This is a genomic window from Pseudomonas sp. GM17 (assembly GCF_000282175.2).
GTDB lineage: Bacteria > Pseudomonadota > Gammaproteobacteria > Pseudomonadales > Pseudomonadaceae > Aquipseudomonas > Aquipseudomonas chlororaphis.
Map to the genome: position 1 here is coordinate 286460 of NZ_CP124732.1, position 14368 is coordinate 300827.

12 protein-coding genes are annotated in these 14368 nt (G+C 66.3%); 3 read left to right on the top strand and 9 right to left on the bottom strand.

Annotated elements, in window-relative coordinates; genetic code table 11:
* Entirely contained in the window at window positions 1-513 is a 513-nt protein-coding gene (locus PMI20_RS01305) for a dihydrofolate reductase (protein ID WP_007921268.1), read from the bottom strand.
* 96 nt (window positions 514-609) lie between these two features.
* Between PMI20_RS01305 and PMI20_RS01310 the strand changes: the two genes are divergently transcribed.
* Entirely contained in the window at window positions 610-1989 is a 1380-nt protein-coding gene (locus PMI20_RS01310; RefSeq protein WP_007921270.1) for a DUF2868 domain-containing protein, read from the top strand.
* Window positions 1982-3370 carry a GTPase/DUF3482 domain-containing protein gene (locus PMI20_RS01315; protein ID WP_007921279.1) on the top strand — a complete coding sequence of 463 codons (1389 nt, stop codon included), beginning with the start codon at window positions 1982-1984 and terminating at the stop codon, window positions 3368-3370. Before PMI20_RS01310 ends, PMI20_RS01315 begins: the two co-directional genes overlap by 8 nt.
* Window positions 3371-3487: 117 nt before the next feature.
* Here PMI20_RS01315 and PMI20_RS01320 read toward each other — a convergent pair whose 3' ends face one another.
* The 7 genes from PMI20_RS01320 to PMI20_RS01350 form a co-directional block, all read right to left on the bottom strand.
* The gene (locus tag PMI20_RS01320; protein WP_007921281.1) at window positions 3488-4042 is read right to left on the bottom strand and encodes a phosphonate degradation HD-domain oxygenase; all 555 of its coding nucleotides are present in this window, start codon (window positions 4040-4042) and stop codon (window positions 3488-3490) included.
* Window positions 4042-5175, bottom strand: a complete 1134-nt coding sequence (locus PMI20_RS01325) for a TIGR03364 family FAD-dependent oxidoreductase (protein ID WP_007921282.1) — start codon at window positions 5173-5175, stop codon at window positions 4042-4044. The genes PMI20_RS01320 and PMI20_RS01325 overlap by 1 nt, the downstream gene beginning before the upstream one ends.
* Before the next feature lie 120 nt (window positions 5176-5295).
* On the bottom strand, window positions 5296-6321 hold the full coding sequence (locus PMI20_RS01330; protein ID WP_007921284.1) for a putative 2-aminoethylphosphonate ABC transporter substrate-binding protein: 1026 nt from the start codon (window positions 6319-6321) through the stop codon (window positions 5296-5298).
* Window positions 6322-6371: 50 nt separating this feature from the next.
* Window positions 6372-8096 carry a putative 2-aminoethylphosphonate ABC transporter permease subunit gene (locus PMI20_RS01335; protein WP_007921286.1) on the bottom strand — a complete coding sequence of 575 codons (1725 nt, stop codon included), beginning with the start codon at window positions 8094-8096 and terminating at the stop codon, window positions 6372-6374.
* 1 nt (window position 8097) lies between these two features.
* Window positions 8098-9174 carry a putative 2-aminoethylphosphonate ABC transporter ATP-binding protein gene (locus PMI20_RS01340; RefSeq protein ID WP_007921288.1) on the bottom strand — a complete coding sequence of 359 codons (1077 nt, stop codon included), beginning with the start codon at window positions 9172-9174 and terminating at the stop codon, window positions 8098-8100.
* 286 nt (window positions 9175-9460) lie between these two features.
* The gene (locus tag PMI20_RS01345) at window positions 9461-10324 is read right to left on the bottom strand and encodes a LysR family transcriptional regulator (protein ID WP_007930341.1); all 864 of its coding nucleotides are present in this window, start codon (window positions 10322-10324) and stop codon (window positions 9461-9463) included.
* Between the two features lie 16 nt (window positions 10325-10340).
* Window positions 10341-12722 carry a heavy metal translocating P-type ATPase gene (locus tag PMI20_RS01350; RefSeq protein ID WP_007930344.1) on the bottom strand — a complete coding sequence of 794 codons (2382 nt, stop codon included), beginning with the start codon at window positions 12720-12722 and terminating at the stop codon, window positions 10341-10343.
* A gap of 85 nt (window positions 12723-12807) precedes the next feature.
* Between PMI20_RS01350 and cadR the strand changes: the two genes are divergently transcribed.
* Entirely contained in the window at window positions 12808-13257 is a 450-nt protein-coding gene (gene cadR / locus PMI20_RS01355; RefSeq protein WP_007930346.1) for a Cd(II)/Pb(II)-responsive transcriptional regulator, read from the top strand.
* A gap of 138 nt (window positions 13258-13395) precedes the next feature.
* Here cadR and PMI20_RS01360 read toward each other — a convergent pair whose 3' ends face one another.
* The gene (locus PMI20_RS01360) at window positions 13396-14367 is read right to left on the bottom strand and encodes a thymidylate synthase (RefSeq protein WP_007927352.1); all 972 of its coding nucleotides are present in this window, start codon (window positions 14365-14367) and stop codon (window positions 13396-13398) included.
* Window position 14368 lies beyond the last annotated feature (1 nt).

Below are 14368 nucleotides of genomic sequence, written 5' to 3' on the forward strand. Positions count from 1 at the left end.
TTAACGCTTCTCCCACACCTCGAAGCTGTAGGCCGGCTTGTCCCCTTCCGCTCGGTTCGGCACGTTCGACACCAGTTGCCACTGGTTCAGGTCGAACTCCGGAAACCATGCATCGCCCTCCGGGCTCAGCGCCACGCGCGTCAGGTACAGGCGATCGGCCTGCTCCAGGCCCTGGGCATACAGCTGCGCACCGCCGATCAGCATCAGCTCGGTAACGCCCTGCTCCAGCGCCCACTCCTCGGCACGCGCCACCGCGGCTTCCAGCGACGGGTACACCTCGGCGCCTTCGAGCCGCAGGTCGGCCTGGCGACTGACCACGATATTCAGCCGCCCCGGCAGCGGACGCCCCAGCGAATCCCAGGTCTTGCGACCCATGATGATCGGCTTGCCCAGGGTGGTGGCCTTGAAGTATTTGAAATCCCCCGGCAAGTGCCAGGGCATGCTGTTGTCGACGCCGATCACGCGGTTTTCACCGAGGGCCGCGATCAGGCTGAGAGGGAGAGATTTTTTCATGCCGGCGAGGATACCAGAGGCTCGGTGCCCCGCAACGTACCCCGATCAGCGTGACAGCGGTTATGCTCAGCGCTCATTTGAGCAACGGAATGACGCGTGACAGCACTGACCCCACTGCAAAAACTCTGGCTCACCGAAGCCGTACGCCTGCGTGAAGAACACGCCGGCGCCCTGGAGGACCAGGAAGCCAATCGCCTGGCGCGCACCGCGGGCGGCGACCTGGCAAGCCGCCTCCAATACCGCGCGCTGTGGCTGGCCGAACGCGACGGCCTGGCCGCCGCCCTGCGCCACTGGGTCCAGGGCGCGCGCCTGGCGCTGTTGCTGATGGTCGTGTTGGCCATGGTCAGCGGTGCCGGCCTGGCCTTCGCCGCCCTGGGTAACGGGCAGGCGCCGGTCAACGTGTTCTGGGCCCTGGGCAGCCTGCTCGGCCTCAACCTGCTTCTGCTGCTGAGCTGGGCCATCGGCCTGCTGTTCGCCGGCGAACAGGGCGCCAGCCTCGGCCGCCTGTGGCTGTGGCTCAGCGCCAAGCTCGCCCGCGACGCCAAGGCCGCGCAGCTGGCGCCCGCCCTGCTGTTGTTGCTGCAACGGCGCAAACTCAATCGCTGGGCCATCGGGACCCTGGTCAACGGCCTGTGGCTGCTGGCCCTGCTCAGCGCCGTGGCGATCCTGCTGATGCTGCTGATCACCAAGCGCTACGAGTTCTACTGGGAAAGCACCCTGCTCGGCGCGGATGCCTTCGTGGCGATCACCAATGCCCTCGCGGCCATACCCCGTGCCATAGGTTTCGGCGTACCGACTGTAGAGATGATCCACGCCAGCACCCGGGACGTTTACAACACCGAGATGGTGCGCCAGTCCTGGGCCGTCTGGCTGGTGGCCTCGCTGATCATTTACGGGGTGCTGCCGCGCCTGCTGTTGATGCTGTTCTGTCGCTGGCGCTGGAAGCACGGGCAGGCGCGCCTGCGCCTGGACCTCAACCTCCCTGGCTACAGCCAACTGCGCGAAGCGCTGATGCCCAGCAGCGAACGCCTGGGGATCAACGATGCCGCCCCCGAACTGCTGCACCGCATCGAAGGCGGCGTCAGCGCGCAGGACAGCGATGGCGCCCTGCTGGTGGCCATCGAACTGGACGACCAGCGCCCCTGGCCACCGCAATTGCCGGCCACGGTGAAAGACGCCGGCATCCTCGACAGCCGCGAATCCCGGCACAAGCTGCTGGAGCAGATGAGCCGCTTTCCGCCGGCGCGCCTGGCCATCGCCTGCGATCCACGGCGCTCGCCGGACCGTGGCAGCCTGGCGCTGATCGCCGAGCTGGCCCGCAGCGCGACCGCCACCCGGGTCTGGCTATTGCAGGCGCCGCCCGGCGAAGCGCTGGACGCCGAACGCCTGGGCGACTGGCACGTGGCGCTACAACAGCTGGAGCTGCCATTCGCCGATTGCGCACCGCTGAACTGGCTGGAGACCGGCCATGACTGATCCTCGCAAACCGCCGTTGAAGCTGGCGGTGGTCGGCCACACCAACGTCGGCAAGACCTCCCTGCTGCGCACCCTGACCCGGGATGTGGGCTTCGGCGAGGTCTCCCATCGCCCCAGCACCACCCGCCATGTCGAGGGCGCGCGGCTGTCGGTCGACGGCGAACCGCTGCTCGACCTGTACGACACCCCCGGCCTGGAAGACGCCATCGCCCTGCTCGACTACCTGGAACGCCTGGAGCACCCCGGCGAGCGCCTGGACGGCCCGGCCCGCCTGGCGCGGTTTCTCGAAGGCAGCGAGGCGCGCCAGCGTTTCGAACAGGAAGCCAAGGTACTGCGCCAACTGCTGGACTCCGACGCCGGGCTGTATGTGATCGACGCTCGCGAGCCGGTACTGGCCAAGTACCGCGACGAGCTGGAAGTCCTCGCCAGCTGCGGCAAGCCGCTGCTGCCGGTGCTGAATTTCGTCAGCAGCGCCAGCCACCGCGAGCCGGACTGGCGCGAAGCCCTGGCCCGCCTGGGCCTGCACGCGCTGGTGCGCTTCGACAGCGTGGCGCCGCCGGAGGATGGCGAGCGGCGGTTGTATGAAAGCCTGGCGTTGCTTTTGGAAAGCTCGCGGCCGCAACTGGAACGCCTGATCGCCGACCAGCAGGCGCAGCGCGCGGCTCGCCAGCAAAGCGCCGCGCGACTGATCGCCGAACTGCTGATCGATTGCGCCGCCTGCCGGCGCAGTGTGGTCAGCGAGGCCGAGCAGGAACAACAGGCCATCGGCGAGCTGCGCAAGGCCGTGCGTCAGCGCGAACAACGCTGCGTCGAGGCGCTGCTCAAGCTCTACGCCTTCCGCCCGCAGGATGCCGCCGCCAGCGATGTGCCGCTGCTCGACGGACGCTGGGGCGATGACCTGTTCAACCCGGAAACCCTCAAGCAACTCGGGGTCCGGGTCGGTGGCGGGATCGCCGCCGGCGCGGCGGCCGGGGCTGGCGTCGATCTGCTGGTGGGCGGCCTGACCCTGGGCGCGGCGGCCCTGGCCGGGGCGATTGCCGGTGGCGCGCTGCAAACCGCCCGCAGCTACGGCGGCCGCCTGCTGGGCAAGCTCAAGGGCCAGCGCGAACTGACCGTGGACGACAGCGTGCTGCGCCTCTTGGCCCTGCGCCAACGGCAACTGGTGCAGGCGTTGAATGTACGCGGGCATGCGGCGCTGGGCAGCATCCAGCTGGCCACGCCCCAGGACCAGAGCTGGCGCGAGGGCAAGCTGCCAGAGGCGCTGAACAAGGCCCGTGCCCACCCGCAGTGGTCGTCGCTGAACCCGGCGCCGCGCCTGAGCCAGGCAGAGCGCCAGGAGCAGATCGAGGTATTGGCGCAGAAGCTGGTGGTCGACAGTTAAGCCTGCGGCGCCCCCGCCTACGTCATCGCGAGCAAGCTCGCTCCTACAGAACATGCGTTCCCCTGTAGGAGCGAGCTTGCTCGCGATAGCTGTCCCCCGGGCACCGCAGGACTCGGATCAGACAGCCAACAACCGCGCCGCCTTGTCCTTGAGCACCTGCAAATCCATCACTGGCACCCACAGCTCCTTGGCCTGTTCGTCCCAATGGCGCAGGCGCAGGCTGACCGCACATAGCGGGTCCTGCTCGAAGGCCCGGGCCTCCTCGGCGCTCATCACCCCGCCCTGGTATTCCAGGGTGCGCCGGCTGGCTTCGCTGAGCCGCTCGTAGTAACCCGGCTCCTTGCAGGTCAGGTAACGCTTGGCCTGCACGTGGTACTCCACCAGCCGCGCCAGGCGCTCGCTGAAACCGGCGCGGCGCAGGTAGTCGGCGCCCAGCCGCTCATGGCCGGCCACGCCGAAACCGCCCATGTTCTCGGCATCCTGCCCACAGATATGCCCGATATCGTGGAAGAACGCCGCCAGCACCACTTCGTCGTCGAAGCCCTCGGCCATGGCCAGCTGTGCGGCCTGGGACATGTGTTCGATCTGCGACACCGGCTCGCCGATGTAGTCGCTGTCGCCAAAGCGCTCGTACAGGCCGAACACCTCGGCGATCCGCTGCTCAGGCCGCATCAGGCTTCCTCCAGCAAACGGGCGATATTGCCCTCGGCCATGGCCGGGCCGACGCTCATGCCCACGCCGGCATGCATCAGCGCCACGCTGACCCCGGCGGCCGGGCGCAGGAACGAAAACGGCCCCGGGCCGCGGGCGCCATAAACACCCTGCCAGCGCTCGACCACCTGCACCTTGCAGCCCAGGGTGTGCTCGGCCAGTTCGAGCATCCAGGTGTCCACCTGCTCGGTATTGAACGGCGACGGGTCGCTGCCGTAATGGTGGGAGTCGCCGATGATCAGCTCGCCGTAGGGCGTCGGGCTGATCAGCAGGTGGATGCCGTTTTCGTGCAGGTGCGGTGCGTCCCGCAGGATCTGCGCCTGCACCGCCGCCGCTTCGGGCAGGTCGGCAAAGGCGCCGTAATGCACGCAGCTCAGGCCGGTGAGCAACGCGTGTTGCAGGTCCAGCTGCACCTCGGGCCGGGCGCGGAGCATTTGCAGGCGGCAGACCTGCGGCGCCAGCGCAGCAATCGGCTCGGCCAGCAGGGTCTGGTAGTCATGCCCGGAACAGACCAGGATCTGCCCCGCGCGAAAGCTGCCGGCGGTGCAGTGCAGTTGGCCGGGCTCGATGTCGCGCACCAGGGTGGAGAAATGAAACTCCACCCCGAGGTCGCGGCGCAGGTAGTCGATCAGCATCGGGATGGCTTCCCGGGAATACAGCTGCTGGTCATCCAGGCCATGCAGCGCCGCGCGATGATGACGGAAGCGGCCGCCGTACAGATCGTTCAACGCCGCGCCGCGCAGCAGTTCGACCCGGTAGCCGTGTTCCTGCGCACGTCCAGCGCAGAAGGCCTGCAGCAATTGCTCCTCGGCCTCGGTGCGGGCGAACAGGTAAGAGCCGTTGCGCTTGAGCGGCAGGCCGGCCAATTGCGCCCAGTCGCCCCAGATGCCGCGGCTGGCCCTGGCCAGGTCGAGCATCACGCCCGGCGGCTGGCCGGTCACCAGGGCCTGGCCGAAATTGCGCACCGACGCGCCCAGGGGCGTGGCGCTGCGCTCGAAAACCTTGACCCGCAAACCGCGCTTGGCCGCGGCATAGGCATGGGACAGCCCGAGGATGCCGGCGCCGACGATCAGCAGGTCGTTGTGGTTGCTCATGGGTGTGGTCCTTGGACGATGACCTCGGCGAGGTCAAATCGCGGGCAAGTCGGATCGCCGCCCGCTCGCTCCTACAGAAGCGTCCATAGAAGCGAGGCGGCCCGCGACAGGGGCTGTCGATTACTGGGCGGCGACCTTCTCGGACTTGCCGTCATAACGCTTGCGCCACTCGGCGAGGATCTCGTCGCGGTTCTTCGAGGCCCAGGCGAAGTCGTTCTTGATCAGGCGCTGCTCGTAGTCGGCCGGCAGTTCGGTCTGCGGCTTGGCGATCCCCGGCTGGGCCAGCACGGCGAAGTTTTCCTTGTACAGCTCCATGGCCGCGGGGCTGGCGGAGAAGTCGGCGAGCTTCTTCGCCGCTTCTTCATGAGGGGTGCCCTTGATCACCGCGGTGGCTTCGATTTCCCAGCCCAGGCCTTCCTTGGGCAGCACGATGTCCAGCGGCGCGCCCTGGCGCTTGAGCTGCACGGCCGGGTATTCGAAGGAGATGCCGATCGGGAATTCGCCGGCCGCCGCCAGCTTGCACGGCTTGGAACCGGAGTGAACGTACTGGCCGATGTTCTGATGCAGGTCGTCCATGTACTGCCAGCCCTGCTTCTCGCCAAAGGTCTGCAACCAGGCGCTGACGTCGAGGAAGCCGGTGCCGGACGAGGCCGGGTTGGGCATGACGATCTTGCCCTTGTACTCAGGCTTGGTCAGGTCCTGCCAGCTCACTGGCTTGGTCAGGCCCTGCTTTTGTGCCTCGACGGTGTTGAAGCAGATGGTCGCGGCCCAGACGTCCATGCCGACCCAGGCCGGCGGGTTGGCGGCGTCACGGTAGTTGCCGCCGATCTTGCCCAGATCCTTCGGTGCATAGCTTTGCAGCATGCCCTGCTGATCGAGGATCGCCAGGCTGGAAGCGGCCAGGCCCCACACTGCGTCCGCCTGCGGCCGGGCTTTTTCCGCCAGCAGCTTGGCGGTGATGATCCCGGTGGAATCACGCACCCATTTGATTTCCACATCCGGGTTGGCGGCTTCGAAGGCTTGCTTGTAGCTCTTGAGCTGTTCGGCTTCGAGGGCGGTATAGACCGTCAGTTCGGTCTTCGCGGCAAAGGCGTTCATGCTGAAGGCAGTGAGGACAGCAGCGGCAACAGCCAGGGGCTTGAACATGGTGCGGTTCCTTTCTGGAGTGGGGGCTTGTTAGTGGGGGTTGGGCAGATTCAATGGCCGGGCGCGGTCTGCCGCCAGGCCTGGGAGCGGCGCAGCAAACCGCGCGAAGCCCAGGCCAGGAGCAGGGACACGCCCGCCGAGGTAAAGAGGATCAGGGTCGACATGGCGGCCGCGCCGCCGACGTTGCCGGCGTCGTCCATGTTCAGCACCGCCACCGCCGCGAGGATGGTGTCGGGGCTGTAGAGGAAGATCGCCGCCGAGACGGTGGTCATGGCCGAGACGAACAGGTAGCGCAGAATGTCCAACAGCGCCGGCAGGCAGATCGGCACGGTGACCCGCAGGTAGTGGCGATACAGCGGTGCCTTGAGCGACAGCGCCGCAGCCTCGAACTCGGCGTCGAGCTGGCGCAGCGCGGTGGTGGCGGTCATCTGCGCGGTGGTCAGGTAGTGAGCAATGGTGCACACCACCAGCAGGGTCATGCTGCCGTAGAACACATGCAGCGGGTTGCCGCTGAGGTTGAAGAAGAAGACGTAACCCAGGCCCAGCACCAGGCCCGGCACCGCCATCGGCACGAAACTGAGCATGCGCAGCGCCAGGTTGAGGCCGCGCTGGGTGTGGGTCTTCTCCATCAGGTAGGCGCCGGTGAAGATCAGCGCGCTGCCGATCAGCGCCGTGCACAGGGCCATGGTCAGGCTGTTGCGGTAGGCCAGCCAGCCGCCGCCGGCGGTGTCGTTGAACTGGTAGTGGTTGAGCGACAGCGAAAGGTTATAGGGCCAGAACTTCACCAGCGACGAGAACACCGCCATGCCGAACACCAGCAGCAGCGCCGCGCAGATCAGCAGCACGATCGCCAGGTAGCAGCCGTCTCTCACGCGAGAGGGCGCCGGCTGGAACACCTGGGCCCGGCCGCTCATGGAGTCGCCATGGCGACGGCGCAGCCAGGCATCGACGCCGAAGCTGAACAGCGCCGGCAGCAACAGCACCATGCCGATCAAGGCGCCACGGCCGAACTGTTGCTGGCCGACCACCGCCTTGTAGGCCTCCAGCGCCAGCACCTGATAGTCACCACCGACCACCACTGGCACGCCGAAATCGGTGATGGTCAGGGTGAATACCAGGCAGAACGCGGCGAACACCGCCTGCCGGGTGGCCGGCCAGGTGATGCTGCGAAAGGCCTTGGCCGGGCTGGCGCCCATGCTCGACGCGGCATCGAACAGCCGCGCATCGGCCAGGGACAGGGCCGACAGCAGGATCATCAGGGCGTGGGGAAAGGTGTAGATCACCTCGCCGAGAACGATGCCCCAGAAGCCGTAAATATTGTCCGAGAGCAGGCCACGGAGCAGGCCCTGGTTGCCGAACAGATAGACCAGGGCGATCCCCGGCAGCATCGACGGCGCCATCAGCGGCAGCAGCGACAGGCCGCGCCAGATCGCCTTGCCGGGAATCAGCGTGCGTTGCAGGGCATAGGCGAACAGGTAGGCCAGCGGCACCACGATGGCGGCCACGCTGAGGGAGACTTTCAGGCTGTTGCCCAACAGCCAGTGGAAGTTGGCGCTGGTCACCAGCTCACGGGCCGCAACCAGGCCACCGCCCTGCCCGGCTTCGCCGCTGAAACCGCGCCAGAAAATCGCCAGCAACGGCAGCAACACCGCCAGGCCCAGCAGCATCAGCAGCACCAGCTTGCCGCCGAGCACGAAGAGGCGGTCGCCGATTTGCGCACGGGCCGCCTGGCGCGCCCGCTTTGTGGGTAGCGGCAGGGTCAGGTCAACGGCCATCTCAGGCAAACACCTGCAGGCTGCGCGGTGGCAAGGCAACCCAGATGTCCTGGGCACCGAGGCGCGGCATGGCTTCCGGGGCCAGCTCGGCCAGCAGCGGATGGCCGGGCAATTGGTTGAGTTCGAAGCTCATGCGGCAGCGGTTGCCGAGGAAGGTGATCTCCCGGACCTTGGCCGGGAACAGGTTCTCCTCGTGCACCGGCGGATTGACGCTGATCGCCTCCGGGCGGCAGAACAACCGGCCCGAAGCGGCCTTGCCGGAGTCGGCCGCCAGCCGCACATTCATCCCACCAACCTGGGCGTGGCTGTCGCTGCTGCGGCGGAACGGCAGCCAGTTGCCCTGGCCGACGAACTCGGCGACGAACGGGGTGGCCGGGCGATCGTAGATTTCCTGCGGCGTGGCGTATTGCTCGACCTTGCCGTTGTTCATCACCGCGATGCGGTCGGCCATCAACATGGCCTCGTCCTGGTTGTGGGTGACCATCAGGGTGGTGATGCCCAGGCGCCGCTGCAACTGGCGCAGCTCGGTGCACAGGTGCTCGCGCACCCGGGCATCCAGCGCCGACATCGGTTCATCCAGCAACAACAACGAAGGCGCCGGGGCCAGGGCGCGCGCCAGGGCCACCCGCTGCTGCTGGCCGCCCGACAGCTGGCCGGGGTATTTCTTTTCGCTGCCGGTCAGGCCCACCAGTTCCAGCATCTGCGCCACGCGCTTGCGCACCTCGTCGCGACCGCTGCCGGCCAGGCCATAGGCGATGTTGGCTTCGACGCTGAGGTTGGGGAACAGCGCATAGGACTGGAACAGAATGCCGTAGTCCCGGGCCTGGGGCGCCAGGTGCGAGACGTCGCGGCTGCCCAGGTACAACTCGCCCCGGTCTTGGCGCTCGAGGCCGGCGATGCAGCGCAGCAAGGTGGTCTTGCCGCAGCCCGACGGACCGAGCAGGCACACCAGCTCGCCGGCCGCCACGTCCAGGGAGACGTTATCCAGGGCGGTGAAAGCGCCAAAGCGTTTCTGCATGCCGCGCACTTTCATCGGCGCGCCGGGGTTGCTCAGGGCAGTTGCGATCGGGTTGTTCATGGACGGACCTCATCAAGCAGATGCAGGCCATCCTAGGGAACGAATGCGTAGTTACTGTGGCAGTGAGGCAAAAGCTGCCGATAGTGGTATTGGCGGATTTGGGTTCAAGAGAACGCAGAGCCTTGTAGCCGCTGCCGAGCCCGCGAGGCTGCGAACGGTTGCGCAGCAACCGCAGGTCCGACAACGCGATCTGGCGAGGTAACCGCAGGGCGCCTTTTGCGGGCGCTGCGCACCCGTCCGCAGCCTCGCTGCGCTCGGCAGCGGCTACGGATGAGGTGTGGGCGGATCAGGCCGGCGCCATTTCCTGCGCCAGCCCGAGGAAGGCCGCCGGCAGGCGCGCGCCCTTGCGCTCCTTGAGGCAGTACAGGTATTCGGCGATCTGCGGCGCGTTCTCGATGGTCAGCACCCGCAACTGCGGATCGTGGGGGACTTCCTGACGGGCAATGATGCTGATGCCGATATTGCGCAGCACCGCCTCGCGGATCGACTCGCGGCTGCCGATCTCCAGCAGCGGCCCGAAGCTGACCCGGGCGCTGTCGAGCAGCTCTTCGGTCAGGCGCCGGGTGGTGGAGCCCGGCTCGCGCATCAGCAGGGTGTGCCCGGCCAGGGCGTTCAAGGGCACGTGATCGAGGGCCGCCAACGGATGATTGCGGTGCACCGCCAGCACCAGCGGGTCGCTGCCGAGCACCCGGCGGATCAAGCGCGAATCTTCCAGCAGCTGCGACGACGCGGCGATGTCGACCCGGTATTCCTCCAGCGATTCCAGGACCTGCTGCGAGTTGCCGATTTCCACCGACACTTCCACCTGGGGCAGGCGCTCCCGGAAGGTCTTCACCAGATCGAGGATGTAATACGGCGCCGTGGCGGCAATCCGCAGGGTGCCTTGCAGCTGGCCGCTATTGCGCAGGAAAAACTCGATATCGGCTTCCTGCTGCAACAGCGCCTTGACCATCGGTAACAGCCGGGCCCCCTCTTCGCTGACACTGAGGCGGCGGCCGCCGCGATAGAACAGCTCGACCGCATACTGGCTTTCCAGATGACGGATCTGGGTGGTCACCGTGGGCTGGCTCAGGCCGAGCTTTTTCGCCGCCAGGGTGATGCTGCCCAGGCGGGCCACCAGGTAAAACGCCTTCAGCTCGGCACTCAGCACTGCGTCCTCTCATCGTCTATTTGCGCAACAGGCGCAAACCGTTGAAGACCACCAACAGGCTGACGCCCATGTCGGCGAACACGGCCATCCACATGGTGGCCAACCCGAAGAAGGTTACCCCAAGAAAGATCGCCTTGATGACCAGGGCCAGGGCGATATTTTGTACGAGGATGTTCGAGGTCTGCCGGGACAGCCGGACAAAGGCCGGAATCTTGCGTAGATCGTCGTCCATCAGGGCGACATCGGCGGTCTCGATGGCGGTGTCGGTGCCTGCCGCGGCCATGGCGAAACCGATCTCCGCGCGGGCCAGGGCCGGGGCGTCGTTGATGCCGTCGCCGACCATGCCGACCCGGTGCCCTTGGGCGTACAGGTCTTCGATAGCTTGCAGTTTATCGGTGGGCAGCAGGTCGCCGCAGGCCTGATCGATGCCCACCTGGGCGGCGATGGCTTCGGCGGTGTGCGGGTTGTCACCAGTCAGCATCAGGGTCTTGATGCCCAGTTCGTGCAACTGCTGGATCGCTTCGCGGCTGGACTCCTTGACCGTGTCCGCCACGGCGAACAGGGCCAGGGGGCCGGCGCTGTCGAGCAACAGCACCACAGTCTTGCCTTGTTTCTCCAGGGCGAACAGCTTCTCTTCCAGCTCCGGCGAGCACAGCCCCAGCTCCTCCACCAGGCGGTGATTGCCCAGGTGGTAGAGCTGGCCGTTGATTTCGCCACGTACACCGCGGCCGGCCAGGGCTTCGAAGTTATCCACAAGGTGCAGGCTCAGCTGTTTATCCACAGCCGCATTGGCAATGGCCAAAGACACCGGGTGGTCGGAGCGGGACGCCAGGCTGGCGGCGATGGCCGGGGCGCTGCTGTCCGCCAGCGGGTCGAGGGACAGGAAATCGGTCTGTACCGGCTTGCCATGGGTGATGGTGCCGGTCTTGTCCAGCGCCAGGTAGTCGAGCTTGTAGCCGCCCTCCAGATAGACCCCGCCCTTGATCAGGATGCCTTTGCGCGCTGCCGCGGCCAGGCCGCTGACGATGGTCACCGGGGTGGAAATCACCAGCGCGCACGGGCACGCCACCACCAACAGCACCAGGGCGCGGTAGATCCAGTCGAACCAGGCGGCGCCCATGAACAGCGGCGGAATCACCGCCACGGCCAGGGCAAAGGCAAACACTGCGGGGGTGTAGATTTTCGAGAAGCTGTCGACAAAGCGCTGAGTCGGCGCGCGCGCGCCCTGAGCTTGTTCCACGGCATGGATGATCCGCGCCAGGGTCGAGTTGTTGGCCGCCGCGGTCACCTTGTACTCCAGCGAGCCGGCCTGGTTGATGGTGCCGGCAAAGACCTTGTCGCCCAGGGTCTTTTCCACCGGCAGGCTTTCGCCGGTGATCGGTGCCTGATCGATGGTCGAACTGCCGGCCACCACCTCGCCATCGAGGCCGATGCGTTCACCCGGACGTACCCGTACCAGCGCGCCCAGCTCGATGCTTTTCGCTTCCCGTTCGACCCAACTGCCGTCCGCCTCCTGCACCGTGACCCGTTCCGGGGTCATCTGCATCAGGCCACTGATGGCATTGCGCGCGCGGTCCAGGGATCGGGCCTCGATCAACTCGGCCACGGTGAACAGGAACATCACCATCGCCGCTTCCGGCCATTGGCCGATCAGCACGGCGCCGGTCACGGCGATGCTCATCAAGGCGTTGATGTTGAGGTTGCGGTTCTTCAGGGCGATCCAGCCCTTCTTGTAAGTGCCGAGGCCACCACTGAGGATCGATACCAGGGCGATCACCGCCACCACCCAGGTCGGCGCGGCGCTGGTGAAGTGGATCACCTCCGCGGCCAGTGCGCCGATGCCGGACAGCGCCAGCGGCCACCAGTGCTTTTTCACCGGGGCCGCGGCCGGGGCATCGGATTCGCCGCCCAGGCCGATGGGCTCGGCTTCCATGCCCAGGGACTTGATGGCGGCGATGATCGGGGCGACGTCCTGCAGGTCGTGGGTCACGCCCAGCACCCGGTTGATCAGGTTGAACTCCAGTTGCTGCACACCCGCCAGCTTGCCCAGCTTGTTCTGGATCAGCGTCTGCTCGGTCGGGCAGTCCATGGCCTCGATGCGGAAACTGCTCAGGCGCGCATTGGCACTCAACACCGCGCTGAGCACAACCCGCGACGGCGCGGCGGCCGACGAACAGCAAGAATCGCCGTGACTGGCAGCCTGGGGCTCGCTCAACTGGACCAGCGACGGCGACGAGCAGCAGGAAGCGCCGTGGCCAGCATGGTCGTGTTTTTTCAGCGGATGCAGTTTTGCGCCATGGCCATGATCGTGATCGTGATCGTGATCGTGATCGTGATCGTGGCCAGCATGCTTGGAGTCAGCGCCGGGCTTGCCGTGGGTGTGCAGGGAATCGCTCATAAGGTCGCGTCCGAAAAGGTGCCTGTTGCCAAGTGAACACCCTGTAGCCACTATAGGGTCAAGCCCCCTTTCGGAGATTGTCGCGATGAAAATTGGCGAGCTGGCGAAACTGACCGACTGTCAGGTCGAAACCATCCGTTACTACGAGCGCGAAGGCCTGCTGCCGGAACCGGCCCGCAGCGAGGGCAATTACCGCCTGTATACCCAGGCCCACACCGAACGCCTGACCTTCATCCGCAACTGCCGCAGCCTGGACATGACCCTCGAGGAAATCCGCAGCCTGCTGAACCTGCGCGACAGCCCCCAGGACCAATGCCAGAACGTGAACGCGCTGATCGACGAACACATCCACCACGTCAAGGCGCGGATCGACGGACTCTTGGCCTTGCAGACACAGCTGCTCGACCTGCGCCAACGCTGCAGCGAAGGGCCGGACCTGGATCAGTGCGGGATTTTGCAGCGCCTGGAAGTCAGCGGCTCGGTGGCCCCCAGCGAAGCCGAAGACTCTCATGTGGGCCGTAGCCACGGGCATTGAAACCATCAACCTCCTACAGAGAGGCAGATGCCCCGTATCGACCACGTGTAGGCGTGGTCTCCGGGATTGCTAGAAGGCCCTGCGGGCCTTATCGCAGCCTGCGGCAGCGGCTACAGGAGCCGCCGCCGGGTATCTCGCTCAGACCGCCATCGGCGCGGTCATCGGCGCGTGGTGCTCGTAGCCTTCCAGCGAGAAGTCGCTCGGTTCGACCTTTTCCAGCCACTCCGGCTGGTACACGCCGGTCTTGGCGAACTCCGGTACACGTTCGGAAATCACCAGCTTCGGCATCGGGAACGGCTCGCGCTTGAGCTGCTCGTTGAGCATGTCCAGGTGGTTTTCGTAGACGTGGGCATCACCGATGAAATAGGTGAACCAGCGCGGGGTGTAGCCGGTCAGGCGACCGATCAGGCTCAGCAGCGCCGCGCCTTCGGTGAGGTTGAACGGTGTGCCCAGGCCCAGGTCGTTGGAGCGGATGTAGAGGGTCAGGGAAATCTCCCGGGTCTCGACGTTCGGGTGGAACTGGTACAGCAGGTGGCACGGCGGCAGGGCCATTTCATCCAGCTGGGCGCAGTTCCAGCCGTGGAACAGGATACGGCGGCTGCCCGGGTCCTTGATGATGGTGTCCACGCACTGGCGCACCTGGTCGATGGCCTTGTACAGCACCACATAGGCCTGGCCGTTTTCCTCGCCTTCGGCGATCTGCCGGTAGCCCTGGTTCAGGGTCTGCTCGATGGCAGCCGGGTTGCTCAGGGGGATCTGCTTGTACGCCGGCCACTTGCGCCATTGCACGCCGTAGATCTCACCCAGGTCGTCCTCGCCCTGGCGGAAGGGGTTGGCCAGCCACTGGGCGTTTTCATTGGCGTTCTGGTCCCAGACCTTGCAGCCCAGGGCACGGAATTCGGCGGCGTTGTTCACCCCACGAAGGAAACCGCACATCTCGCCGATGGCCGACTTGAAGGCCATCTTGCGGGTGGTGATCGCCGGGAAACCGTCTTTCAGGTCGTAACGCAGCATCGCGCCGGGGAAGCTGATGGTGTTCACGCCCGTGCGGTTGGCCTGCTTGGTGCCGTTCTTGATGACGTGGGCGACCAGATCGAGATATTGCTTCATG

Coding starts and splice junctions, on each gene's coding strand:
- PMI20_RS01330 (WP_007921284.1), bottom strand. CDS start 6,321: ATGTTCAAGCCCCTGGCTGTTGCCGCTGCTGTCCTCACTGCCTTCAGC.
- PMI20_RS01340 (WP_007921288.1), bottom strand. CDS start 9,174: ATGAACAACCCGATCGCAACTGCCCTGAGCAACCCCGGCGCGCCGATG.
- PMI20_RS01360 (WP_007927352.1), bottom strand. CDS start 14,367: ATGAAGCAATATCTCGATCTGGTCGCCCACGTCATCAAGAACGGCACC.
- PMI20_RS01305 (WP_007921268.1), bottom strand. CDS start 513: ATGAAAAAATCTCTCCCTCTCAGCCTGATCGCGGCCCTCGGTGAAAAC.
- cadR (WP_007930346.1), top strand. CDS start 12,808: ATGAAAATTGGCGAGCTGGCGAAACTGACCGACTGTCAGGTCGAAACC.
- PMI20_RS01320 (WP_007921281.1), bottom strand. CDS start 4,042: ATGCGGCCTGAGCAGCGGATCGCCGAGGTGTTCGGCCTGTACGAGCGC.
- PMI20_RS01335 (WP_007921286.1), bottom strand. CDS start 8,096: ATGGCCGTTGACCTGACCCTGCCGCTACCCACAAAGCGGGCGCGCCAG.
- PMI20_RS01350 (WP_007930344.1), bottom strand. CDS start 12,722: ATGAGCGATTCCCTGCACACCCACGGCAAGCCCGGCGCTGACTCCAAG.
- PMI20_RS01315 (WP_007921279.1), top strand. CDS start 1,982: ATGACTGATCCTCGCAAACCGCCGTTGAAGCTGGCGGTGGTCGGCCAC.
- PMI20_RS01325 (WP_007921282.1), bottom strand. CDS start 5,175: ATGAGCAACCACAACGACCTGCTGATCGTCGGCGCCGGCATCCTCGGG.